Below are 24,172 nucleotides of genomic sequence, written 5' to 3' on the forward strand. Positions count from 1 at the left end.
TAGACAATGTCATACAGGAGGTATCCATGACTGCGTCTGTGCTGAGTGTGCGAGTGGACTCGTCAATTAAAGACTCATTTGCCGAACTGTGCGAAGAGCTTGGCATGACTTCGTCTGTTGCGGTCAATATGTTTATGAGGCAGATGCTGCGCGAGCGCTCTCTGCCGTTTGTTCCTTCACTTGGTAAAAGCTCTGCGAGCGAAAGCGCCGCGACGGGCATTTTGGATACTGCCCAGATTGAGTCCGCCGTCCGCGAGGCGGCCAGCTCGATTCCCGCCATCAAAACCGTGATTCTTTTTGGTTCGTATGCCCGTGGCGAGGCGCATGCCGATAGTGATATTGACTTGCGTCTCGAAGTCGATCGCGAGCAGGGCTTTGGTCTTTTTGCGCTGTCGGCGTTTGGCGAGGCGGTGCGCAAAGAAACCGGGAGGCAGGTTGATCTCGTCTCTAGTGATCATCTTGATGACGAACTTGCCGCGGTAATCGAGCGCGAAGGAGTGATCCTTTATGATCGCGCGTAAGTCAGACAGCCTTCGCGCCCAAGAGGTTTTGGAGGCCATCTCCGAAACGAACGAGCGCATCAAGGCTTTTGATATCACCGAGGACCAGTTTCTGCATGCGAATGACGTGCGGACGAGGGCGTTGGCGGACTCCCTTTTGATGTGTGCGCTTAGGGTGACGGAAGAAGCGGGCAAATTGTCGGAACGCTCGCAGCGGCTTCATCCCGAAATTGAATGGCGTGGAATTATCGGCATGAGAAATTATCTTGCGCATGATTACGGCAATGTCGACCGCTCGGTTGTTTGGGATGCAGTGACGATGGAGTTCCCTGCGCTGGAACGAGCCTGTAGACAAATTGTCTCCGAATCTGAACGCTAGCCGCTCGTTCGCAACTGCCTGTTCGCACACGTTTTTTGAGCGCTTGATACACTTTAACCCTGCGGAAACATTTTTCTGCGATAGTATCTGCGATATAGACCAGTCGAAACCCGCCCGAAAGAAAGGGGAGCGACATGAACCAGCAGAACATCGATTACGTACTCCGCTCCGTAGAGCAGCGTGACATCCGCTTTGTGCGTTTGTGGTTTGTCGACATTCTCGGCCGCCTCAAGAACTTTGCCATTAGCCCCGAGGACCTCGAGGTAGCTTTTGAGGAGGGTATTGGCTTTGACGGCTCCGCCATCGAGGGCTTTGCCACGCCCGAGGAAGCCGACATGCTGGCGTTTCCCGATGCTTCGACCTTCCAGATCCTGCCGTGGCGCCCGAGCCACAACGGCGTCGCCCGCGTGTTCTGCGACGTGTGCACTCCCGATTGCAAGCCCTTTACCGGCGATCCACGCGATGCCCTGCGCCGCATGTTCCGCAAGGCCGAGAAGGCTGGCTATCTGCTCAACGTGGGCGCCGAGCTGGAGTATTACTATTTCCCCGACGAGCACACGCCCGAGCCGCTCGACAACGTGGGCTACTTCGATCTTTCGGTGAGCGATGCCGCCCGCGACCTGCGTCGCAACACGGTCCTCACGCTCGAGAAGATGTCCGTGCCCGTGGAGTATACCTTCCACGCCGCCGGCCGCTCGCAGCACGGCATGAGCCTGCGCCACGCCGAGGCCCTGAGCATGTCCGACGCCATCACCACGGCCAAACTCATCATTAAGCAGCAGGCTTACGAGAGCGGGTGCCACGCCTCCTTTATGCCCAAGCCGCTGGCGGGCGAGGACGGCAGCGCCATGTTCCTGTGCCAGTCGCTATTCGACCACGACGGCAACAACGTCTTTTGGGGCGAGGACGACGAGAAGTATCACCTCTCCGATATCGCCAAGCACTACATGGCCGGCATTCTGGCACACGCGCGCGAGATCAGCGCTATCACTAACCCCACGGTCAACTCGTACAAGCGCATCACCACGGGCGGCGATTCCGTGCCGCAGTACGCCACGTGGGGCCTGCGCAACCGCGCGAGCATGGTCCGCATTCCGGTCTACAAGCCCGGCAAGCAGCTGTCCACGCGCATCGAGCTTCGTAGCCCCGACCCCATGGCCAACCCGTACCTGGTCAACGCCGTCACGCTGGCGGCTGGTCTCGACGGCATCGAGCGCAAGCTGGAACTCCCGCCCGAGGCAACGGCCGAGACGCTCAAGCTTACCGACCGTCAGATGCTCGAGGCCGGCTACACGCCGCTGCCGCGCTCGCTCAAAGAGGCGCTCGACGTGTTTGAGGACTCGCAGTTTATGAAGGATGCCCTCGGCGAGCACATCCACAGTTTCTTCCTTAAAAAGAAGCGCGACGAGTGGCATAAGTTTGAGTCCACGATCACCGAGTGGGAGATTAAGCATTATCTGGCGAACTCCTAATCGCGCTGGCTTGTTCCAGTACGATTGAGCTCATTTCTTTGGAGGCCGATATGTCCGAAAAGAGTGCCCTGTTCATGGCGCGCACGACGCGCTTCCACGAGTTTGCCCGCAGCTTGACGACCACCCTGGGTGTCGAGGTGAGCCTGGCAACCCCCGATTCGCCGACTGCGGCGCACGACTTTGACCTGCTGATCCTCGACTCCGACGGCATCCGCAGCGACCGCATCGATCAGATTGCCAAGTGGCTTGACGATCGCGGCGGCGTCCCCATGCTGGTGATCGTTGACGACGAGGCGCTTAGCACCCTGCGTCTGCCCAATCACGCGCATGCCGACTTTGTATGCCCCACGGCGACGCCCAACGAACTCAAGGCTCGCGCGCAGCGCCTGATGGGCGAGGAGGAGACCGTCGCCGCCGACGATGTGCTCAACATCGACAACCTCGAGATCAACCTGGCAACCTACCAGGTGACGCTCGATGATGAGCCCATCGACCTGACGCTGATGGAGTACTCGCTGCTGAGCTTTTTGGCGACGCACCCCAACCGTGCCTACAGTCGCGAAGTGCTGCTGCACCGCGTGTGGGGCTTTGAGTACTGCGGCGGCACGCGCACCGTCGACGTGCACATCCGACGCATCCGCTCCAAGGTGGGCCCGCAGATCGCGGCGCACATCACCACCGTCCGCGGCGTGGGCTATCTGTTTAAGGACTAGATTTCCACCACAAAGGGGACAGGCACCTTTGTGGTGGTCTTGACGCAGGTGCGGGTTCCTCTCGAATCTGCAGCAGAACTTAAGCCTTCCTAAAAGATTGCGTTCTCATACACGTTCGCCCGCATATTGGGGTACAACTCAACGTGAACAATGATGGCCCGCCACATGTTTGGCGGGCCTTTGGTTATTTGACGAAAGGATCGCAGCCATGAGCGAGAACGATTCCCAGCGCCTCCAGGATGCGGGTCACGCCGGCGAGACACAGCAGCAGCCGCGTGTGCAGGTGGAGTCGACGCCTGCCGGCAGCAACATTCCCTACGTGCAGGCTTACGACACGCAGACCGGCCAGCCGCTGGGCGGTCAGCAGGTTGTAAACAAGCACACGGTGGTCAAGACCAAGACCAAAAAGCTGCCGATCTTTATTACGGCGCTTGCCGGCTGCGCCTGCGGCGCCCTGCTGGTCATTGCGCTCATTATGAGCGGCACGCTCGATATCGGCGGCGGAAAGAATGCCGTGACGGCGGGTGCTTCGGGTTCATCGACGCAAAAGATCACGATCGACTCCGAGGACACCACGCTGGCCGAGGCCGTATCTGCCAAGGCATTGCCCTCCGTCGTTTCCATTACCGCCACTTCGAGCGGCAGCCAGAATGGCTCGCTTTCGCAGTCTGCTGACGGGTCGGATAACTCGGGCAGTGTCGGTTCGGGCGTGGTGCTCGATACCGAGGGCCATATCCTCACCAACAACCACGTGGTCGATGGTTACGACCAGTACGTGGTGACCATGGACGACGGCACCACCTATGAGGCCGAGTTCGTGGGCAACGATGCTTCGAGCGACCTAGCCGTCATCAAACTCAAGGACGCCGACGCCTCCAAGCTCACGCCGATCGAGATCGGTGACTCCTCCAAGCTCAACGTGGGCGAGTGGGTCATGGCGATCGGCTCGCCGTTCGGCAACGAGCAGTCTGTCTCCACCGGTATCGTCTCGGCGCTCTACCGCTCCACGGCCATGAGCTCTACCAGCGGCAACACCATCTACGCCAACATGATCCAGACCGATGCCGCCATCAACCCGGGCAACTCCGGTGGCGCGCTCGTCAACGACAACGGCGAGCTCGTGGGTATCAACTCGCTCATCGAGAGCTACTCGGGCTCCAGCTCGGGCGTGGGCTTTGCTATTCCCGTTAACTACGCCAAGAACATTGCCGACCAGATTATCGACGGCAAGACGCCGGTGCATCCGTACATGGGCGCTACGCTTTCGAGCGTCAATGCGCTTAACGCCCGCACTAACAAGCTGAGCACCGATAGCGGCGCGTATGTGGCAAGTGTCGTCGAGGACGGTCCTGCTGCCAAGGCCGGCATTCAGGAGGGCGACGTCATCACCAAGCTGGGCGACGACGAGATCACGAGCGCCGATGGCCTGATCATCGCACTGCGCAGCCACGAGGTGGGCGAGAAGGTCGAGATCACACTCATGCGTGGCAAGGAAGAGAAAAAGGTCACGGTTGAGCTGGGCTCCGATGAGGAGCTGCAGAACCAGCAGCAGGACGACAGTTCGACCGACACCGGCAACGGCGGTATTACCGACGAGCAGCTGCGCCAGTACCTGGAGGAGCTGTTAGGCCAGCAGGGCCAGGGTCAGGGCTACGGCCAGGGTTACTAACGAGCCGTATCGCACATGCCGATGCCAGAGGGGGCTGTCCCGACAAGTGTGGGACAGCCCCTCTTTTCTTATTGATCCGTTGGGGACGGAGGAAAACGGATCACTTGGGACTGACAAGAGGCCTGGTCCGGAATGGTCTGGACAGTTAGTTCAGATACGTATAAATCTGGGGCAGCTTGGGATGCGTTTTGAGCAATTTTTGATTGGGATGGGGCTCGAATGGGTGTTTGGAAGGGAGAGCGGGACGTTTACATGGTCTCGAGGAGCCCAAATTAGTTGAAACAGGGGTGTTCGTGTCTGATTCAGCTCTAGGATTTATACGTATCTGAACTAACTGTCCACCCCAGTCTGGCGGCTGCCGTTTCGGTGCGGTTCGAGACCGCTATTCGGCCTCATTGCGACCGGTGGTACTCTAGTATCCGTTTGAAATCGAGCGAAGGAGTGCCGCTATGGAGCAATCGAGCCTGTTTGGTGACGGTGTGGACATCGATACCGAAACGTCCGCGAGCGCGGATGCCGCCGCACCGACCGACGCCCGTGCCCAGGCGGCAGCGCGCGCGGCCGAGCTGCGCCACGAGCTCGATTACCACGCCTATCGCTACTACATGCTCGATGCGCCCGAGATCACGGACGCCGCCTTTGACAAAATGCTCGTTGAGCTGCAGGAAATCGAGGCGACCTACCCCGATCTGGTAACGCCCGACAGCTATACCCAGCGCGTGGGCGGCTACGTGAGCGAGCAGTTTACGCCGGTAACGCACATGGCACGCATGTATTCCATGGACGATGCCATGGATCTGGACGAGCTCGACGCGTGGCTCCAACGCACCGAGGATGCGCTCGGCGCCGGTAGCGTCACCTATACCTGCGAGCTCAAGATTGACGGCTTGGGCGTCGCGCTTACTTACCAAAACGGCACCTTCGTACGCGCAGCCACACGCGGCGATGGCACCACGGGCGAGGACGTGTCGCTCAACGTGCGCACTATCAAGGACGTGCCCATGCATCTGTCCGAGGCGGCGCTCGCCCACATGGGCGCTGACCGCGAGCGCACCATCGAGGTGCGCGGCGAGGTCTATATGCCCAAGGGCAGCTTTGTTCGCCTGAATGAAGAGGCCGATGCCGAGGGCCGCGACCCCTTCGCCAACCCGCGCAACGCCGCCGCTGGCAGTCTGCGTCAGAAGGATCCCAAGGTCACGGCGCGCCGCGACCTGGCCACCTTTATCTATGCCATCGCCGATACCGACCCGCTGCACGTCCACAGTCAGCGCGAATTTCTCGACTGGCTGCGCAACGCCGGCTTTAGCGTCAACCCCAACGTGGCTCGTTGCGCCACGCCGGCCGAGGTTCACGAGTTCTGTGCCCAGGCGCTCGAGCACCGCGGTGATCTGGACTACGACATCGACGGCGTGGTCGTAAAGGTGGACAGCTTTCAGCAGCAGCTCGATCTGGGCTTTACCGCCCGCGCGCCGCGCTGGGCCATTGCCTTTAAGTTCCCGCCCGAGGAAAAGCAGACCGTCCTGCGTGAAATTCGCATCCAGGTGGGCCGCACCGGTGTGCTCACGCCGGTCGCCGAGTTCGACCCGGTGACGGTTGCCGGCTCCACCATCGCGCGCGCCACGCTGCACAACATCGACGAGATCCGCCGCAAAAACGTGCGCGAGGGCGATACCATCATCGTGCACAAGGCGGGCGACGTTATTCCCGAGGTCGTGGGCCCGGTCCTCGACAAGCGCCCGGCCGATTCGGTCGACTGGCACATGCCCGAGGTCTGCCCCGTGTGCGGCAGCCCCGTGGTCCACGAGGATGGCGAGGTGGCCTACCGCTGCGTGTCCATCGACTGCCCCGCGCAGCTCAAGGAGCGCCTGCTCCACTGGGTGAGCCGCGGCTGCATGGACGTCGACGGCCTGGGCGACGAGATCGTCGACAAGATGATCGCCGCCGGCCTGATCCACGATGTCGCAGACTTCTACCAGCTCACGGTCGATGACATCGCAGGTCTAGACACGGGCCGCACCTATGCAAGCTCCAACAGCAAAAAGGGCGTCAAGAAGGGCGATCCCATTCCGGTAGGCCACAAGACGGCCGAGAAAATCATCGCCGAGCTCAACAAGTCCAAGAGCCAGCCGCTCGGTCGCGTGCTGTTTGCCCTGGGTATCCGCCACGTGGGCAAGAGCGTGGGCGAGGTTATCGCCGAGCGATTCCTGTCGATTGACAAGCTTATCTTGGCGAGCGAAGAGGACATCGCCAAGTGCGAGGGCATCGGTCCCAAGATTGCGGCAAGCGTCAAGCAGTTCCTGGCCGTTCCCGAAAACCTTGCCGTCCTGGAGCGCCTGCGCCAGGCGGGTTTGTCGCTCGAGGTTGACTTGGGTGCTGCGCGCGCGCAAGCCGCAGCCGACGCCGGCGTGGCGGGCGAGCTCGCCGACGCACAGCCGCTCGCGGGTCTGACCTTCGTGCTCACCGGCACGCTCGTCAACCGCACCCGCGACGAGGCGGGCGCGGCGCTCAAGGTGCTTGGTGCCAAGGTCTCGGGTAGTGTTTCAAAGAAGACGAGCTACCTGGTCGCCGGTCCCAAAGCGGGCTCCAAGCTCACCAAGGCCGAGCAGCTGGGCGTACCCGTGCTGGACGAGGACGCACTCGAGCAGATCTTGGCTACCGGTGAGGTGCCCCAGGCTTAGGACATCGATAACCAAATTGAAGATCCGCCCGGAAAGCATGATTGAACTGCCTTCCGGGCGGATCTTATTTGGACGGGGCAACCGGCACCGTGATCTGCGTCACATGGGTCGCGGGGTCGTCGCTGATGATGTCGTCGATAAGGGCGATCTCGCGCGAGGGCCCGGCGGGTGTCAGGTTGTGTTTGCGCATATAGCCGAGTAGCTGCTCATAGCGCGGGCCCGCTTGCCCATGCGTGCCGCGGAAGCTTGTGGTCAGGCAGCGCGCAGCGGGTCGCGTCTCGACGTCGCCCACGTAATCATCGGTGTCATCGAGCAGCAAAAAGACCTCGTCGTAGCCGTCAAAGTCGCCGGCGGCCAGGCGCTCGGCGCTAATCCCGACGCCTAAGTTGCCCAGAAAGACAAAGGTCTCGTGCTGGCCTTTCTGCAGCTGACGAATCTGCCACTCCAGCGCATAGGCGTCGGTAGGGTTGACGCGTTCGCGCAACACGGCGCAGCGAAGCTCGGGCGCATCGATTGTGCAAATGGTATCGAGCTCGGTGTTCAAGGCATCGTGGAGCAGCGCAAGCCGGTTGTCAATCTTGCGTGACACGCGTTCGAGCTCGCGGCGCTTGCGCTCGATGAGCTCCTGCTGCTGAGCCAGCTGCCGCTGCATAAGGTCCACATCGCGCGTGGTCACAAACTCGCGGATTTGTGCTAACGGCAAGTTGAGAACGCGCAGGTGGCTGATGGTGTTGAGGGTGGAGAGCTGCCGCGATCCGTAGTAGCGATACCCACTTGCCGGATCGATGTGCGCCGGGTCCAGCAAGCCCATCTGCTCGTAATGACGTAGCGTCCCCACGCTCAGGTTAAACAGGCGCGCCACCTCGCCAATGCGGAGCAGACCCTCGGTATGTTCGGTTGGCGAGTCGGTCATGGGACCGCTCCTTTCGGTAAAAACAGGGGAGGGGCGCCAGGCTCGCGTCGCCTCGCTACGCTGCCAACTTGTCAAAAGCCCCGCGCCGGTTGAGCACGGTAAACGCGACAACACAGATGACTGCCGACAAAATCGACCCGCACGGCGAAGCGATGCCCATGGGAAACAGCGTATCGGAATAGGCGTTCGACAGCAGCCACGCGCCCGGCACGCGAATGAGCGCCACGGCCAGCACGTTGTGCGCAAAGCCGATGTAGCTCTTGCCGTATGCAGCGAAAAAGCCGCTAAAGCAAATGTGGATGCCGGCAAAGATTGCGTCGAAAATATAACTGTGCATATAGCCGGTACCGGCCGCGACTACCGCGGGGTCCTTGGCAAAAAAGCCAATAAACGCCGGCGCCACCAGCCACATCAGCACCGTGATCAGGCAGCCGTACACCATCGAGATCGTCATGGCGTCCTTGAGCACCTGACGTGCGCGGTCGCCTTTGCCCGCGCCGGCATTTTGAGCCGTGAGCGCGCTGACGGTGGCGCCCATGGAGCTCGGCACAATGAACAAAAAGCTGATCATCTTCTCGACCAGGCCCACGGCGGCGGCGTCGACGAGCCCTCGGTGGTTGGCGATGACGGTGATAAACATAAACGCCACCTGGATGCAGCCGTCCTGCACGGCCACAGGTACGCCGATCTTAAGAATGCTGCCGAGCACCTCGGGCTGGGGGCGCAGGTCGCTGCGCTTAACGTGGATGTTCGTGCGGCGGCTCTTGAGCCACACGAGCGCGAGGGCAACGCTTGCCGTCTGGGCGGTCACCGTACCGAGCGCCGCGCCCACGGGGCCGAGCCCCATGTGGCCGATAAACAGAAAATCGAGCGCGATGTTGATGATGCATGCCACGCCGATCACGTACATGGGCGAGCGCGAATCGCCTAGGCCGCGAAAGATGGCCGAGAGAATGTTGTATGCGGCGATAAACGGAATGCCGACAAAGCAGATACGCAGGTAGGCGGCGGTTCCTTCGACCGCCTCGGCCGGCGTGCCAATGAGTGCCACGATTTGCGGGCACAGTGCGAGCAGGACAGCGGCCAGCACCACCGAGACGCCCATAAAGAGCGTAATGGTGTTGCCGATGGCGGTCTCGGCGCGGTCGAAGCGGCGCGAACCCACGGCGTGGCCGACGATGACCGTCGTTCCCATGGCCAGGCCCACGAGCGTCACGGTAATGATATAGAGCGTCTGCGCACCATTGCCCACGGCGGTGATGCCGGCGGCGCCGCTAAACTGCCCCATCATGTACAGGTCGGCCATGCCGTAGAGCATCTGCAAAAAGTACGAGAGCATATAAGGCAGGGCAAAGACCGCGATGGTCTTAAGGACATTGCCGCGTGTGAGGTCGTGTTCCATGGGCGGGGCTTTCTGGCTGGGTTCGTTTACGTACCAGTGTAGTGAAAACCCTACAACGATTGTAGAGTCAAGGTTTGTGTTGGCAGTGGGGCGAAAATAGTCACGCTCCAAGCACGATGCTTTGACCCCTCCGTGCCCCTCACCTCGCCTCAAACCATCACAACATTCGACGTTTTTTGCCAAAAACGGGAAAAGCATCGAATGGTGTGATGGTTTTTCTGCCACTCGACCGGGTGGAATCGCTTTCTTGCGCACGAAGGTGTGCGGACCCGTGGGCAGGGGAATAAGGTTGGTTATCCGACTCCATTGGAGGGCTCATGGACCTGCCGATTGTCCTGTCCCATAAGACTGCCTGGCTGTACCACAACGTGGCGCGCCCGTCCGAGCCGCTCTCGCGAGCAAGCAGCCTATACGATGAGGACTCGCTTGCTAACGAGGCGGAGCCGACCGCGAGCCTGCCCAAATTGGGACTCGATGCCAAGGGGCTGAGGGCTTCAACGGCAGTTGGGATCGTTACCGACTATCTGGTTTCGCTTGGTATTCCACGAGAAGAGCTCGATCATATCGATACGCTCGTCAACTTCGATTTTGAGCGCTCGACGCCGGCTGGATTTAGGTGCCACGTGTTTGGAGCGCCGGTACCTCCAGGCCATCTTATCGAGGTGGCAGAGGGCCTTCTGGTGGTTGATGAGGTCATGTGCTTTGTCCAGGCGGGTTCGTGGATGAGTGAGCCCGAGCAGCTGGAATATGGCTACGAAATCTGCGCCCGATACCATTTGAATCATCTGTCGACAGGCGATTATGTCGAGATGGGGCAGAGGTATACCGTTGCCGACTTGATTGCTTATTGCAATGAGAACCGATCTCGTCAGGGGGCTGCACGCGCGGCCAGCGTGCTCAAGCGCGTGCACGATGGCGCGCGGTCGCCCATGGAGACGGCCACCGCAATCATGGTCGTAGCGAAACGTTCCCAGGGAGGGCTGGGATACGCCAAGATTGAGCTCAACCATCGGGTCGATGTTCCCAACGAGTTCAAATATCTCGCTAAGGCCGGGTATTTCGAGATCGACGTATATGCGCCCGCGAGCGGTACGGGGATTGAGTACAACGGCTCTAACCATCTTGATAAACAGCGCAGTGCGTCGGACGCGGAGCGTATGACCGTGCTGAGCGCGCTGGGCTTTAGGATGATCGTCCTCACCGGGACTCAGTTTGCCCATCAGCTGCAGTTGCACCGGGCGATGAACGCCATCGCGTTCGCTATGGGCCTTAAGTGCGACCGAAGCGAAGCGTTCCAGAAACGTCAGAATGACCTGCGAGAATTCGTGATTCGGCACTGGGACGGCGGCCTTTAGGGGTGTTTTGGTCCTTCTACGGGGTGCCGTGGGCGGGCAGACCATCACAACATTCGACGTTTTTTGCCAAAAACGGGAAAAGCATCGAATGTTGTGATGGTCTGTGTTGTGATGGTCTGTGCTGAGGATGGGCTTGGAAAGTCCGTTTTGCTCGAAGCGACCTGTCCTGTCGTACGGGTGTCGGCATGATTCTCTCGTGGGGTATTATGTTTTCCGAAGAATAAAACGCCGCGTGAGGGGAGGGTTGCGTGGACGGGCACGTGCAACATGACGGTTTTGGCCGCGATATCAACTACCTGCGCATTGCCGTTACCGACAAGTGCAATTTCCGCTGCATCTATTGCATGCCGGCCGATGGCGTGGCGCCCCGCGCGCACGACGAGCTGCTCAGCGCTGAGGAAATCGCCCGCTTTGTGCGCTTGGTGGCGGGGGAGGGCATTCGCCGCGTGCGTCTGACGGGTGGCGAGCCGCTGGTCAGCCGCCGCATCATTCCGCTCATTCGCGACATTCGCGCGATCCCGCAGATCGAGGACATCTCGCTCACCACCAATGGCGCCCTGCTGCCCAAGCTGGCGCCGCAGCTCAAAGATGCCGGGCTTAACCGCGTCAACATTTCGCTCGACACACTCGACCCTACGCTGTTTGGAAAGATCACGCGCCTGGGTCGACTCGAGCAGACCATGGCTGGCATCGACGCGGCGCTGGCTTGGGGCTTTGAGCCCGTTAAGGTCAACTGCGTTGTGGTGCGCCGGCTCAACCAGGATGTGGCGGCCCTCGCGCGGCTCACGCTCGATCGCCCCATCCACCTGCGCTTTATCGAATACATGCCCATCGGCGACGAGCGCACGAGCTCGCATTGCGCTGTGGACCCGCATGCGCCCGCGCTCAATCCCGAGCTGTGGGACGCGAGCGATACCGTGCCGAGCGACGAGTTGCGGGCGCGCATCAATGCCGGGGCCACCGCGGCGGGACTGGGCGAGCTCGAGCCGCTCGACATCAACGACGCTCCTGCCGGCGCGGGCCCCGCGCGCTATTGGCACTTTCCGGGCGCGGTGGGAACGGTTGGCTTCATTAGCGCCATGTCCAACCATTTTTGTGCGAATTGCAACCGCCTGCGCCTGACGGCAGACGGCAACGTGCGTCCGTGCCTGTTTAGCGATGCCGAGTATTCGGTGCGTGAGGCGCTGCGCCGTGGTGATGATATGCAGGTACTTTCGATTTGGCGCGATGCCGTGGCCCACAAACCGCAGGAACACGCGATAATTGAGGGCACGCAACGATTTATGTCCCAAATCGGAGGATGATCATATGGCCAAGAGCAGGTACGCCGATGCCACCAAGGCCGCTCGCAGGGCCGCGATGTCTGCCCACAAAGCCACGGCTGCGGCGAATGTTGGCAACGCCGATGCGTCCGCACAGCCGACTGCCAGCGCTACCACCGAGCCCGCCCGCGACGCCCGTCGCGACGAGCTGACGCACGTGGACGCCAAGGGCGAGGTGCGCATGGTCGACGTGTCCGACAAGGCCGAGACCCATCGCATCGCCATCGCCGAGGGCACCATCCTCATGCACCCCGAGACGCAAGCCATGGTGCTGCAGGACCGCGCCAAAAAGGGCGACGTGCTTGCCTGCGCGCGCGTGGCGGGCATTATGGCCATCAAGCGCACGAGCGACATCATCCCCATGTGCCATCCGCTGCTCATTACCAAGAGCAAGTGCGACATTGCGCCCATCGCTGCGGCGGGGACGCCGGCCGAGGACGTGCCCGAGGGCTGGGCGCCGGCGCGCACGGACGGGCAGGTCGGCTTTCACGTACTGGTTACGGCCGGCGTGACGGGCAAGACGGGTATCGAGATGGAGGCCCTGACCGGCGCGAGTGCCGCGTGTCTGACCATCTACGACATGTGCAAGGCCGTCGATCGCGGTATGGAAATCGTCGACGTGCGCCTGCTGTACAAGGAGGGCGGCCGCTCGGGTGTGTGGGATCGCGCAGAGCGTCAGGCCGCTGCTGTTGAGGCCGTGGGAGCCGCGGGCGACGCACCCGCAAGCGCACCTGCCGCCGTCGCGCCCGCAGCTCCCGCTCCGGCCGTCCCCGCGATCGCGTTTATCGGCTACCAAAACTCGGGCAAGACCACGCTCGTCGAGAAGGTCATTGCCGAGCTCACCCGCCGCGGCCTGCGCGTGGGTTCGCTCAAGCATCATGGGCATCACGGCTTTGATATCGATGTGCCTGCTAAGGACACCTGGCGCCATCACCAGGCCGGATCCAAACACGTGGGCCTCATCTGCGCCACACGCTGGGCGGAGTACGCCGACACGCGCGAGGAGGACGAGATGCCCGCTCGCGAGCTGCTGTCGCGTTACAACGATGTCGACGTGGTGATCATCGAGGGCTACAAGACCGAGGGCTTCGATAACATCGTCGTCGCGCGATCCGGTGTCGACCGTCTGCGCGGCAAGAGCTCGCTCGACCTGGTCGACGGTCACACGCTGGCCCTTGCCTGCAACGAGGCCCTGGCACGCCAGGCCTTCGACGCCGGCTTTGCGACCCGAGCCATCAACATCAACGACGCCCGAGCCATCTGCGATCTGATCCAAGACCATCTGGCCTAAAACCTGTCAAAAAGGGACAGGTTTATTTTGGCAGGTTTTATCTGGGCAAACGTCATTTCCACCACAAAGGGGCCAGGCACCTTTGTGGTGGTTTTTGCTTTGGTAGATGTGTGGGACATGCCTTACAATCTACCAAGTAGTTCATACTGAGCGAAAAACGGAGAGAAGAGTCCTGATGCGTCCTTAATGTTTCATGCGGATAGATTGATTTGACAGACGGTGGCGAATGCCCGCCGCCCGTATTCGTATGAAACAAGGAGTCTCCATGCTCGCCTCTCTTTTCTCAAAGCCTCAACCATCGCTATCCGTGCAGGCCAAGCGCCTGGTGGCGATGCGCTTTCTCATCTACACCGGTTTTCAGACCAGCTACTTTATCGGCGTCATCGGAACGCTTACCTATGCAGACGATGCCTCGGTCGTGGCGACATCGCTGGCCGTTCTGTTTATGAACGTATTCGTGATCTTGGGATCCTTTGCGGGTGGCGCTGCGCTCGACGCCTGGGGCCCGTGCCGTCATTTCTTGCTGAGCATCGTGGACACGCTGGCAACCGGCGCGGCAATCATCGCCTTTGGTAGCGCGACCGGCATCGTCCTGCTCGGCGCGGTACTCCTAGGCTTTGTGATGGGATTCGCCCAGCCCATCGCTACGTCCTATCCGGCCTACCTCACCGACGACCCTGTCGAGCTCAAAGACATCAACTCCGCTATCGCCATGTTTTCAAACGTGAGTATCATCGTTGGCCCCACGCTGGGCGGCTTTGTCGCGGCGGCTGCATCGTCGCGCGCGGTGTTTGTGCTCATGATGATCTTTACCGTACTGGCGCTCGCCGCCGGTTGGGGCTTTAGGCAAAGTGCAGGTCAGGCCGCCACACACGAAGACAAACCTGCGATCGGCGACATCACATCGGATAAGGCCAGCCAAGGCCCCGACCCCAACACATCTTCCCGCGCCACCTTCGCGACCAGTATCAAGACAGTCTTTACCAACAGCGTCCTCGCGTTACTTTTCTGCATCATCTTCCTCTCGAACTTTGGCTATGGAGCTTTCGATCCGCTGGAGTCGTTCTACTACCGCGATGTCCTGCACGTCGGTGTCGAATGGATGGGCTGGCTCTCGTCGGCCAGCGGTGTGGGCGCGGTGCTGGGCGCCGTGGCCGCGCTCCGCTTGCCGCCGCACCTGGTCAACCTAAAAACGCTGCTTGTGGCGCTTATGTCCGTGGGTCTGGGAAGCCTGCTCTACGTGGGAACGCCGTACGTGGGCGTGGCCCTCGTCGGCCAGATCGTCCTGGGCGTGGCGTGGGGCGTCGTCAACCCGCTCCACAACACGATCGTGCAAACGACGGCCCCGCTCGAGCAGCTCGGTCGCGTGAACTCGGTCATGGGTTTTGGCAACATGTTCGCCGGCGTGGCCCCGCTGGCAATTGCCCCATGGCTGGCGGCGACATTTGGCGTACAGCAGACGCTCGTAGGGGCGGGCATGGTCGTGACGGCGGTTCCCGCGGCGTTGCTGCTGTTTGGACGCCGGCATTTGGATCGTGCCGCAAGGCAGTAAAACCATCACAACATTCAGCGAAAATCGCGATTTTTGCCGAAAAACGTCGAATGTTGTGATGGTTTGCGCCCCGGGTCCGGCCACCCTTCGGGTCCGGCCACCACAAAGGGGCCAGGCACCTTTGTGGTGGTTTTTGCTTTGACAGGCCGCGCCTGCGCCTTGGTATACCATGTACACCATTTCCGACCACATTCAGCACCGCCACACAACCCAGAAAGGCCCCCATGGACACCACCTTCAGCCACATCAAAGCCGTGTTCTGCGATATCGACGGCACGCTGCTCACGAGCCAGCACACGGTGTCCCCGCGCACCGTGGCGGCGATCCGCTCCCTGCGTGAGCGCGGCGTGCTCTTTGGCCTGTGCACCGGCCGCGACGCCCACGCGACCGAGGCCATGTATGAGCTCTGGGGCATCGAAGGCCTGGTAGACGTGATGGTGGGCTGCGGTGGCGCCGAGGTCATCGACCGCGCGCATGACATCAACGAGCTGAGCTATCCGCTGCCGGGCGAGACCATCGCGCGCATCTGCAAGCACATGGCGGACCTTCCGGCAACACCCGTCTGCCCCCGAGACGGCGTGTTCTACGTGCCCGAGAGCAACGCGTGCGTCGAGCACCTGTCGCGCGTCGACGGCGTGCCCTACCAGGTGGTCGATTTTGCCGAGTTCTTGCGCGAGCCGCAGCCCAAGGTGATGTTTACCATGGCGCTCGAAGTGATGCCGCGGGTCATCGAGCGGGCGTCGACGTTTGCCGATAACACCGTTAAGGCGGCGGCTCTGCAAACCACACAGTGGCTCTACGAGTTCATGGATCCGCGCGTGTCCAAGACGCGCGGCCTTGTGCGCGTGGCGGAGCTCAACGACATGGAGCTCCAGAACATTTGCGTGTTTGGCGATGCGGACAACGACACCTGCATGGTGGCTGACGCCGGCGTGGGCGTGGCCATGGCAAACGGCAGCGACGCCACCCGCTCCGCCGCCGACTTTGTAACCGCGAGCAACGACGAAGACGGCATCGCGATCTTTATCGAGGAACATTTGCTGTAGCGTTGGGGCAGAACCACCGCAAAGGGGACAGGTGCCTTTGTGGTGGCCTCAGGCGATTTGGGCGAATTGATACCGAAAATCTGTGTGAAAATTCAAATATTGTTGTCTGAACACCATGCTTCAAACCACCGATGGGTTTAAGATATTCTCATCAGTTTGGTAGGATATTCCTCTCGGTAAATGTCCTACCGCTCATGGTCGCTTTCGACTGTTCACAGGATGCTTGCTCTTGAGCAAAATGTTGTGCAAATTAATCTAATGCCATTAAAAAATGGATAGGCAACTAAATTACCAGTAGAAACAAAAAATAAATAGCGAATAAACGAAGGTAAATCTGAGAAAATGTCAAGAGAATTGAGAATTCGCTACAAAATTGTCGGTTTTGTTGCTCAGATGTTCAAACAATCGTTACAATATGGATTACTAAACGTGCGCAATTACAGGTTGCGCAGATACGTTTGATTGTGAAAGAGCAAGATCGCGGTCTCTTGGGGAGGAGACATCGATGAAAGCGAATTCAGACAAATCTAAGCAGAACAATAAAGCGACGCGCCGTGTACTGGCAGGCGTTTTGTGCGGAGCCTCCGTGTTGAGCCTGGTACTGTCGCTCGTCATGCCCCCGATCTCGCAGGCCATTGCCAACGATGCCGAGGCGGGTGCAGCCGAGAAAACTGTGGCGGCGGCTGATTCCTCAACTGAGTCTACTGATGTAGAAAACACCAACAGCGGGGATACCAAAAAGCTGAATAGTGACGATGCCGGGAATGGCACGGGCGAAGACGCCGCTGCCGCAGGCCTGCCGTCCGACGACACGGAGGCCGAGGGCGACACGCAGCCTTCCGACGTACAGCCTGCGGATGATGAAAATAACGATGAAAACGCTCCCGCCACCGTCAGTGCCGATGACTATACCGAGGTAAGCGGCAATGTTTCTGAGGCATTTATCAATGGCGGCAAGTTCCGACTGACGGATTATGCCTATTCGGATAAGCAGATCACTATCAACAAAGACACCACCATCGATCTTAACGGCAACATGCTCTGTAACCATTCTGGCGGCTTAGACTCCTTCTTTGTGGTCGAAAACAAAGCCACACTCACTATCGAGGATTTAAGCAAAAAAACAAATGATGTACCAAGACGAGTCGATACGGCCAAGACGCCGGCGGGTCAGCTTGCGAGTATGGAGTGGGAAAGGGGAAGCGACTCTAATAAAGGCACTCCTAAGAATCTTACTTACTATGAGACTAAGAGCACGCCCAGTACAACAGATGGACTTGGCACCACCGAGACTACGTACGAGCATGTTGTTACGGGTTTCGGCGCTATCGATGCGGCGTCGGACAGCGGTTCCGTAAAGTATGTGGTCAACGTTGAAGCGGGCAGCACACTCAATCTCGAGGGCGGCATGATTACCACGGCTGCCAATCTGAGCCCCGGCGGCCATGTGATTTATTCCGAGGGTACGGTCAAAATCGCGGGCGGTTACGTCACCAACGGCAACGGCGGTGGCTGGGGCGGTGGCCTGTGCATAGGGGGCACGAATCCCAAACTCGAAATGACGGGCGGTGTGGTCGCGGGAAACAAGGCGGCTGCTGGCGGCGGCGTCTTTGCTGACTTTGGAGCCACCCTGAATCTTGCAGGCGGAATTATCACTGGCAACGCTACGTATGGAAATACCATCAACAATGGTGACGACACCAACGCCGGTGGCTACGGTGGCGGTGTTTATACCAAGCGCGCAAACGTTACCATTAGCGGCTCTGCCTGTATAACAAACAACCGAGTCAACGATTGCGTCACTGATAACCTTTACAACAATGGCGTGCTCGGTGGCGGCGGCATTGCATGCACACACGACGGCACACTAACTATGACGGGTGGCTCCGTTACTGCCAATTATTCCCATGAGGCCGGCGGCGGAATCTACGCTGGCTTTTGGAACCAGGCGATTAAGTTCAAAATGACGGGCGGCATTATTGCAGGCAATATGTCCGAAAACGCCGAGGGCGGTGGTCTCCGTATTTCCACCGGTACTACCGGCGATATTGGGACTGAGCCGGGCAAGCCCAACAAGGTTTACATCACCAACAACAAGACCATGACGGGCAGCACTAACGGTCGCGGGGGCGACTGGGGCGGCGGCGGCATCTTTATCCAGCAGGGCGGCAAGCTCAATATCGTACAGACGTTGATTACCAACAATGAGGCCGGCGGCTGGGGTGGCGGCGTTGGTGCTTGCCCTACGGGCGAGACGATTGTCTCTCACTCAAATGGTGCTGCAATCTACAACAATGCGGATCACGGTGAGCACTTCTCTGCCGGTGGTCATGATAAGGATTTGGACAAAAATACTAATTACATTACCTCAACCTTCAAAGAAGAGGGTCATAAGGATTTCTTCTTGGTACGCAAGGACGACAGCCAAAATACGGTTGCGGTCGTTCTTGGCAAGATGCTCGGCGGTGGCTCGGCTGGCTGGAAGGGCACATGCGACCGTGAGAAGATAACCATCGATGCCAACGGCGGTGCCGAGGCTAAGTACATGTTTGGTCTTGAGGCTCATCCGACCAATGATGCCAAGACCGCTGCCCAAAACGCTGCGACCACTGTCATCAGTGGCAACTACTCATACACCCACGGCGGCGGCATCATGACCAACGGCGATCTTGTCGTTGGCAAGGTCGAGGCTTTGAACGCGTATCCTGCAATCAAAGTCAAGGCAAATAAAGTCCTTATGAAGGACGGTGCTAAGCGGAGTCTCAAAGAACATCCCTATCAGTTTAAGCTGTTGGGCGCACCTGCCAATTCAAAGAAGGCACCATGCTGGAATGAGAACGGCACGCTTAACGAAAACGGATGCGAGGCTATGCCCGCGGTTACCGTCGATGAAAACGGAGACATTCTCATTGATACGGGCGCGAACTACCAGTCGGGCAATTACGACCTCTACCTTGTTGAAGTTCCCCCTGACCCTGATAAAGTTCCTGTCAACGAAAAAGGAACAAAGTTTGATAAGTCTATTTACAAAATACATGTAGAGGTTAGCGATCAGCCAGTTGAAACAACGAATTTCTTGGGAATTGAGATTAAACGTTTTTCGGTCAATACAAGCGCTTCCATAGTCACCGTCAAAAGGAAAAACGAAAAGTCTTTCACTGATCCCGGTGCAGGCTTCTATAGCTGGAGTGAAGATCCGAAAGATAAAACCATCTCGACCGTAAGAATCGGCAATGAATCCAACCCTGCGTTTAAGAACGAACTTGCGCCCTACCAGGCTTCAGGCACTTGGACACCTCAGGTGACCAAGAAGGTCGATGGCGGCGAGATGAAGAAGTTCAAGTTCGAGCTGTACACCAAGGATGCCAGTGGCAATGAGAAGGTGCTCAATACCCAATACACTAGTAAGGGGACGGGCAATGAGGCAACGGTGACGTTTGCTGAGCAGACAATTGGCCCACTTGGCGTCAAAGATCTCACTGAAGGCAAAGCAACAGTCACCTACTATATCCGTGAATGTGCCGCCAAAGAGAACGAAGGCACCGAGCACGAAGGCTACAAGAACGACACCAAGACCTTCAAGGTTGTGGTGACGGCTCAAGACGACGGCAAAGGTAATCTGAACTGCACGCCGACCTACTACGAGGTCGACGCCAGCGGCAAGCCAAGCGAAAACCCGACCGCCGATCCCACCTTCACCAACACCTACTCCACCTCTTTGCCCCTTTCTGGTATGTCGGGCGTCACTCTGACGTACCTTGCCGGCGCGGCGGTGCTTTGCGCTGCTGCGGCCTGGATGCACATTCGTCGCAAGGCGAATGCGAAGGGAGGTAAGCGTCGTGAATAAGAAAGTTTGCTCCTTCCCGATCATGTTTGCGCTGCTTGCCCTCCTGATCGGCACCTGCGCGGTTGTGTTCCCCGCTTCCGCGCAGGCCGCGCCGACCTCGACCGGTTCCATCACGGTGAGCGGCACCGTGGCGAGCAGCTACGACGCCTACCAGATCTTTAGCGCCAACGTCGTCGACGGCGACAGCGACGCCAAGATCGCCACCGACCTCGCCTGGGCAAGCGACGCCGCGCGCGATGCCGTGTTGCCTGTGCTGCACAGCGCCGGTATGCCCAATTCCCAGACCACCGCGCAGGAAGCTGCCGAGTGGCTCAACACCGATTCCCACCTTACGAGCGCGCTGAGCGCACAGCTCGCTCGTTCCCTCCAGAGCTCTGACGCCGAGTCCGTGGCCCTTAACGCGGGCACGACGGCCGAGCTGTCCTGTGGCTACTGGCTCATCGTCGCCGACGACGCCGCCATTTCCCAGGACGAGGCCGGCACCGCGCCGATCATGGCGCTGGTCGGCGGCAGCGCCGTCACCGTCAAGCCCAAGGCGGCGACCTCCAAGGTCGTCAAGCACGTGCTGGAGGACAGCACCGCCGCCTGGCAGAAGGCCGCCGACGCCACGGTCGCCGACGACCTGTACTGGCGCCTCTCGGCCACGGTCCCGGCGGGTCTTACCGCCTACGACACCTATACGGTGCAGTTCGTCGACACCATGAGCGCGGGGCTCGACCTCTCCATGGTCGCCGCGAGCATGCGCGTGTACGTGGCGGCGAGCGCGGACGGCGGCTTCGACGCCGTCTCGACCAATAAGGACGGCCGCGCCGGCACCGAGTCCGCGAAGGGCTGGACCGACATCACGGCCCAGTGCGCCACCAAGGTAGCGGCGGACGGCAAGACCTTCACCGTGCGCACCGGCGACCTCATCGCCGCGCTCGGCGGGGCCGACGCCTTCACCGCGGACGCCCGCGTGGTCGCCGTGTACAACGCGCCGCTCAACAGCGCATGCAACCACGGCATCGCGAAGGGCAACCCCAACGAGGTCTACCTGCGCTACCCGCGCTCTCCCTTTGCCGACCAGTCCGGCGACGCCGGCTTTACCCGCACGCCGAGCGATGACGCGTGCGCCTACACCTGGGATCTCGCGCTCACCAAGCGCGGCAGCGACGGCGACAAGCCGCTTGCCGGGGCGGTCCTGAGTATCGCCGATGACCGCGGTCGCACACTGGCGGCCGACGGCACGTGGGATGCGGAGGGCAAGGCCACCGTCACCACGGGCGAGGACGGCCGCGTGACCGTCTCGGGCGTGGACTCGGGCAAGCTGGAGGTCCGCGAGCTCAAGGCGCCCAAGGGCTACACCGCCTTTGAGGGCACGCGCTCCGTGACGGTCAAGGCCGAGGGCCTGGACGTCGACCAGGTGGCCGCCGCCAAGCCCAAGCTCACCATCACGGCCGAGTCGCCCCTGCGCGCCGACAGCGCGGACGGGTCGACGGGCAGCCTGGAGGCGTCGCTTATCAACACACCCACCGGCGCACCCCCTAGCATTACCACCGGAGGCTTTATGCCCTCGACTGGCGATATGGCAATGTACGCCGCGGCCGCCGCAGCGGTCGCCGGAGCCGCGCTCATCGTGGTCGCGCTCCTGGTCAAGCGGGGAGGTGGCAGCCATAAAGAGTAGCTGGCAGCCCCACAGAGAGCGGGGCGAGACGTAGCGAAGCAGATGCTAAGACACAGACAGACAGATTTAGATCAAATGGAATTCGAGCAGAAAGCAGAGGAAAAGAAGATGAGCATGAGCAAGAACATCGCACGCCTGGCAGTAACCGCCGGCCTCACAGCAGCGCTGAGCTTCGGCGGCGTGATGGCCCCGGTGACCATGGCGTTTGCGGCGGGCACGCCGACGGTGGCCACGGACGGCAATGTAAAGATTGACGAGAAGACCTATAAGGACACAACCTTTAAGGGCATCCAGATTTTCAAGGCAAAGGTTACGCAGAATTATGATGGAAGTGCCTGGTCTGGCGATAAGACCCTTTCCGATATTGATTGGGCGTCGCCTGATGTTATGAGTGTTGTGACTGGTGCATTTACTGGCGTCGCGGAGGCTCCTGCTGCGAATGCAGGCGCTCAGGCTTGGGCCAAGTACATTAAAGATAATGCCGGTAATAAAGTTGGCCAGACTGCTAAGGTTGACGCTGGCTCCACGTTGGATAAGATTGCTGCCGCACTTGAGGGTTCGACTCTAACCTGGACAAACCCAGGCGATTCCAGCAAGGGAGACTTTAAGGCTTTAAACACCGGCTATTGGCTCTTTGTGACTGCAAATGTTGGTTCGACCACATCTAGCGATTCGGCCAACGGCAATACCGACGCCTATACCTCGCCAATCTTCACTGTCGTCGGTGGTGAAGATGTAAAGGCGGAGCCCAAGAAGGACGTCCCCAACGTGACCAAGGCCGTCAAGGATGACGCAGTGGATGGCACGTTTGGTACATTCGAGAATCCCAACAAGGCTGCTGACTCTCAGATGGGCGACTATGTCGACTATCTTCTTACCGGTACGGTTGCAAGCAACATCAACACCTACAGCACCTACAAGTACACCTTCACTGATGAGCTCCCCAAATCCATGACGCCGAAGTTTAAGGATGGTAGCACGACGCCAGACGTCACGGTCAAGATCGGTGATACCGAGGTCAAGACTGACTGCTACACCGCCAAGTACGTGAACGATAAGATAACTGTCGACTTCACCGATCTCAAGAGCTGCACGGATGAGAGTGGCAATTCTATTGTGTTGAACAGTGGCTCGAAGGTGACTGTCGAGTACAAGGCCAAGCTCGACTCCACCAAGATTTTCGAAAATGGCAAGATCAAAGATGAATTCAAAGGTTTGGTTGGTAAAGCCCAGAAAAATAAGGTTACGCTGACTTATTCCAACAATCCGCATGCCGAAGGTGTTGGCGCCACGGTTGAGCATCCTGCCTATGATTACACCTACGGTATCGATGTCACCAAGGTCGGTTCTGATGATGAAACAAAGGGACTCAAAGGTGTTGAGTTTACGCTGCAAGAGCAGGGTGATACTAACAAGTTTATCATGGCAAATGGTGTCAAGACGACCGATGAAGCAAAGGCTAAGCTGACAACTGATGACTCCGGCAAGCTTAACGTTGTCGGTCTCGACGAGGGCACCTACGTCCTCACGGAGGTTACGCCCGCCCCTGGTTACAACAACTCCGCAGCAAACGGTGTGACCTTTACCATCAAGCGCGATCTTTACCAGAATGGCGATGACGTTACCCCTAGTGCGGATTCTGCAATCAATGCAGCAAATGGTGTCGTGAAGAACAATTCGGCTACCGCGTCTACCGGTAAGCTCAGTTTCATCATTGTCGACCAGCAGGGCTCCGGCCTTCCCCTCACCGGCCTCAATGGCGTGACCTTCACTTGGATCGCTGGTGGCGCGGTGCTGTGCATCGGCGTGGCGCACCTCATCCGCAGCCGTAAGCAGGCTGAGGAGTCCGAGCAGGAGTAACGCTCGCTCACCCATCCCTTTGGCAGGTGGGATGTGATGGCCATGAGACTTGCGGACACTTTTCTCGTCCATTGACGTTCTTGCTTTGCCATTCTCATTTCGGGGCAGATTCCGCACTGGAGTTTGCCCCTTTTTGGGATAACGCAGCCAGCCTCCATTGTCCGATGCGGGCACGTTCGTCATCGCGTTTCTTGACTCGTATGAGGTTCGGTTTAAGGTCCGTAGGCGCACGCGCGGTGCGGACGGTGGAAGGCATTTGCGCCGCAACAAGCGCAAATAAGAATGCCCGGGGTTAGAGGCCCGGGCATTTAATAACACCGGAAACTGGTCGCCCGCGCTCCAAAGTACTTACGCGGGGTGCGTCGTTTCCTATTGACATTGTATCCCGAATCGCCCCGCCGATCCGGGACATTTTGAAAACTCAAATGCTGGCTTATCCTCGACTGGACGGTGCAGTCTAGCTGCGTTGTCCGGCGCGGAAGCTCGTAATTCGGCTATTATTTGTTTAGA

At 59.5% G+C, this 24,172-nt stretch carries 16 protein-coding genes; 14 read left to right on the top strand and 2 right to left on the bottom strand.

Going from position 1 to position 24,172, the window contains the following annotated elements; all coding sequences use genetic code 11:
* Positions 1-26: 26 nt before the first annotated feature.
* From PMX21_RS01570 to ligA, 6 genes are all read left to right on the top strand, one after another.
* Positions 27-521 carry a type II toxin-antitoxin system RelB/DinJ family antitoxin gene (locus tag PMX21_RS01570; protein WP_271757505.1) on the top strand — a complete coding sequence of 165 codons (495 nt, stop codon included), beginning with the start codon at positions 27-29 and terminating at the stop codon, positions 519-521.
* Complete coding sequence (locus tag PMX21_RS01575) at positions 508-879, top strand: HepT-like ribonuclease domain-containing protein (RefSeq protein ID WP_195621797.1); 372 nt, start codon at positions 508-510, stop codon at positions 877-879. The genes PMX21_RS01570 and PMX21_RS01575 overlap by 14 nt, the downstream gene beginning before the upstream one ends.
* A 134-nt stretch (positions 880-1,013) precedes the next feature.
* Positions 1,014-2,351 carry a glutamine synthetase family protein gene (locus PMX21_RS01580; protein ID WP_227790008.1) on the top strand — a complete coding sequence of 446 codons (1,338 nt, stop codon included), beginning with the start codon at positions 1,014-1,016 and terminating at the stop codon, positions 2,349-2,351.
* A gap of 50 nt (positions 2,352-2,401) precedes the next feature.
* A complete protein-coding gene (locus PMX21_RS01585) occupies positions 2,402-3,064 on the top strand; it encodes a response regulator transcription factor (protein WP_271757507.1) in 663 nt (220 codons plus the stop codon).
* 208 nt (positions 3,065-3,272) lie between these two features.
* Positions 3,273-4,733 (top strand): S1C family serine protease, encoded by a 1,461-nt coding sequence (locus tag PMX21_RS01590; protein ID WP_271757509.1) that lies wholly within the window; start codon positions 3,273-3,275, stop codon positions 4,731-4,733.
* A gap of 449 nt (positions 4,734-5,182) precedes the next feature.
* Complete coding sequence (gene ligA, locus PMX21_RS01595; protein WP_271757512.1) at positions 5,183-7,411, top strand: NAD-dependent DNA ligase LigA; 2,229 nt, start codon at positions 5,183-5,185, stop codon at positions 7,409-7,411.
* Positions 7,412-7,475: 64 nt separating this feature from the next.
* On the opposite strand, the gene PMX21_RS01600 is transcribed toward ligA, so the two are convergent.
* Positions 7,476-8,324 carry a MerR family transcriptional regulator gene (locus PMX21_RS01600; RefSeq protein WP_271757514.1) on the bottom strand — a complete coding sequence of 283 codons (849 nt, stop codon included), beginning with the start codon at positions 8,322-8,324 and terminating at the stop codon, positions 7,476-7,478.
* 55 nt (positions 8,325-8,379) lie between these two features.
* Positions 8,380-9,726 (bottom strand): MATE family efflux transporter, encoded by a 1,347-nt coding sequence (locus PMX21_RS01605; protein WP_055286026.1) that lies wholly within the window; start codon positions 9,724-9,726, stop codon positions 8,380-8,382.
* A 317-nt stretch (positions 9,727-10,043) separates the two neighbouring features.
* On the opposite strand from PMX21_RS01605, the gene PMX21_RS01610 reads away from it, so the two are divergent.
* From PMX21_RS01610 to PMX21_RS01645, 8 genes are all read left to right on the top strand, one after another.
* A complete protein-coding gene (locus PMX21_RS01610; protein ID WP_271757517.1) occupies positions 10,044-11,081 on the top strand; it encodes a hypothetical protein in 1,038 nt (345 codons plus the stop codon).
* Positions 11,082-11,329: 248 nt separating this feature from the next.
* Complete coding sequence (gene moaA / locus PMX21_RS01615) at positions 11,330-12,385, top strand: GTP 3',8-cyclase MoaA (RefSeq protein ID WP_271757519.1); 1,056 nt, start codon at positions 11,330-11,332, stop codon at positions 12,383-12,385.
* Between the two features lie 4 nt (positions 12,386-12,389).
* Positions 12,390-13,694 carry a molybdopterin-guanine dinucleotide biosynthesis protein B gene (gene mobB / locus PMX21_RS10065; protein ID WP_271757521.1) on the top strand — a complete coding sequence of 435 codons (1,305 nt, stop codon included), beginning with the start codon at positions 12,390-12,392 and terminating at the stop codon, positions 13,692-13,694.
* Between the two features lie 265 nt (positions 13,695-13,959).
* Positions 13,960-15,246 carry an MFS transporter gene (locus PMX21_RS01625; RefSeq protein WP_271757523.1) on the top strand — a complete coding sequence of 429 codons (1,287 nt, stop codon included), beginning with the start codon at positions 13,960-13,962 and terminating at the stop codon, positions 15,244-15,246.
* 224 nt (positions 15,247-15,470) lie between these two features.
* Entirely contained in the window at positions 15,471-16,292 is an 822-nt protein-coding gene (locus tag PMX21_RS01630; protein WP_271757526.1) for an HAD family hydrolase, read from the top strand.
* A gap of 505 nt (positions 16,293-16,797) precedes the next feature.
* Positions 16,798-20,139, top strand: coding sequence for a Spy0128 family protein (locus PMX21_RS01635; protein ID WP_271757574.1), 3,342 nt, complete (start codon positions 16,798-16,800; stop codon positions 20,137-20,139).
* Complete coding sequence (locus PMX21_RS01640; RefSeq protein WP_271757576.1) at positions 20,132-21,802, top strand: SpaA isopeptide-forming pilin-related protein; 1,671 nt, start codon at positions 20,132-20,134, stop codon at positions 21,800-21,802. Before PMX21_RS01635 ends, PMX21_RS01640 begins: the two co-directional genes overlap by 8 nt.
* Before the next feature lie 114 nt (positions 21,803-21,916).
* Complete coding sequence (locus PMX21_RS01645; protein WP_271757580.1) at positions 21,917-23,662, top strand: SpaA isopeptide-forming pilin-related protein; 1,746 nt, start codon at positions 21,917-21,919, stop codon at positions 23,660-23,662.
* Positions 23,663-24,172 lie beyond the last annotated feature (510 nt).

Origin of the sequence: Collinsella aerofaciens (genome assembly GCF_028209885.1) — a bacterium.
Taxonomy (GTDB): Bacteria; Actinomycetota; Coriobacteriia; order Coriobacteriales; family Coriobacteriaceae; genus Collinsella; species Collinsella aerofaciens_BA.

Excerpts from the sequence above, each read along its gene's own strand:
- PMX21_RS01570 (WP_271757505.1), top strand. The coding sequence starts at position 27 with ATGACTGCGTCTGTGCTGAGTGTGCGAGTGGACTCGTCAATTAAAGAC.
- PMX21_RS01575 (WP_195621797.1), top strand. The coding sequence starts at position 508 with ATGATCGCGCGTAAGTCAGACAGCCTTCGCGCCCAAGAGGTTTTGGAG.
- PMX21_RS01580 (WP_227790008.1), top strand. The coding sequence starts at position 1,014 with ATGAACCAGCAGAACATCGATTACGTACTCCGCTCCGTAGAGCAGCGT.
- PMX21_RS01585 (WP_271757507.1), top strand. The coding sequence starts at position 2,402 with ATGTCCGAAAAGAGTGCCCTGTTCATGGCGCGCACGACGCGCTTCCAC.
- PMX21_RS01590 (WP_271757509.1), top strand. The coding sequence starts at position 3,273 with ATGAGCGAGAACGATTCCCAGCGCCTCCAGGATGCGGGTCACGCCGGC.
- ligA (WP_271757512.1), top strand. The coding sequence starts at position 5,183 with ATGGAGCAATCGAGCCTGTTTGGTGACGGTGTGGACATCGATACCGAA.
- PMX21_RS01600 (WP_271757514.1), bottom strand. The coding sequence starts at position 8,324 with ATGACCGACTCGCCAACCGAACATACCGAGGGTCTGCTCCGCATTGGC.
- PMX21_RS01605 (WP_055286026.1), bottom strand. The coding sequence starts at position 9,726 with ATGGAACACGACCTCACACGCGGCAATGTCCTTAAGACCATCGCGGTC.
- PMX21_RS01610 (WP_271757517.1), top strand. The coding sequence starts at position 10,044 with ATGGACCTGCCGATTGTCCTGTCCCATAAGACTGCCTGGCTGTACCAC.
- mobB (WP_271757521.1), top strand. The coding sequence starts at position 12,390 with ATGGCCAAGAGCAGGTACGCCGATGCCACCAAGGCCGCTCGCAGGGCC.
- PMX21_RS01625 (WP_271757523.1), top strand. The coding sequence starts at position 13,960 with ATGCTCGCCTCTCTTTTCTCAAAGCCTCAACCATCGCTATCCGTGCAG.
- PMX21_RS01630 (WP_271757526.1), top strand. The coding sequence starts at position 15,471 with ATGGACACCACCTTCAGCCACATCAAAGCCGTGTTCTGCGATATCGAC.
- PMX21_RS01635 (WP_271757574.1), top strand. The coding sequence starts at position 16,798 with ATGAAAGCGAATTCAGACAAATCTAAGCAGAACAATAAAGCGACGCGC.
- PMX21_RS01645 (WP_271757580.1), top strand. The coding sequence starts at position 21,917 with ATGAGCAAGAACATCGCACGCCTGGCAGTAACCGCCGGCCTCACAGCA.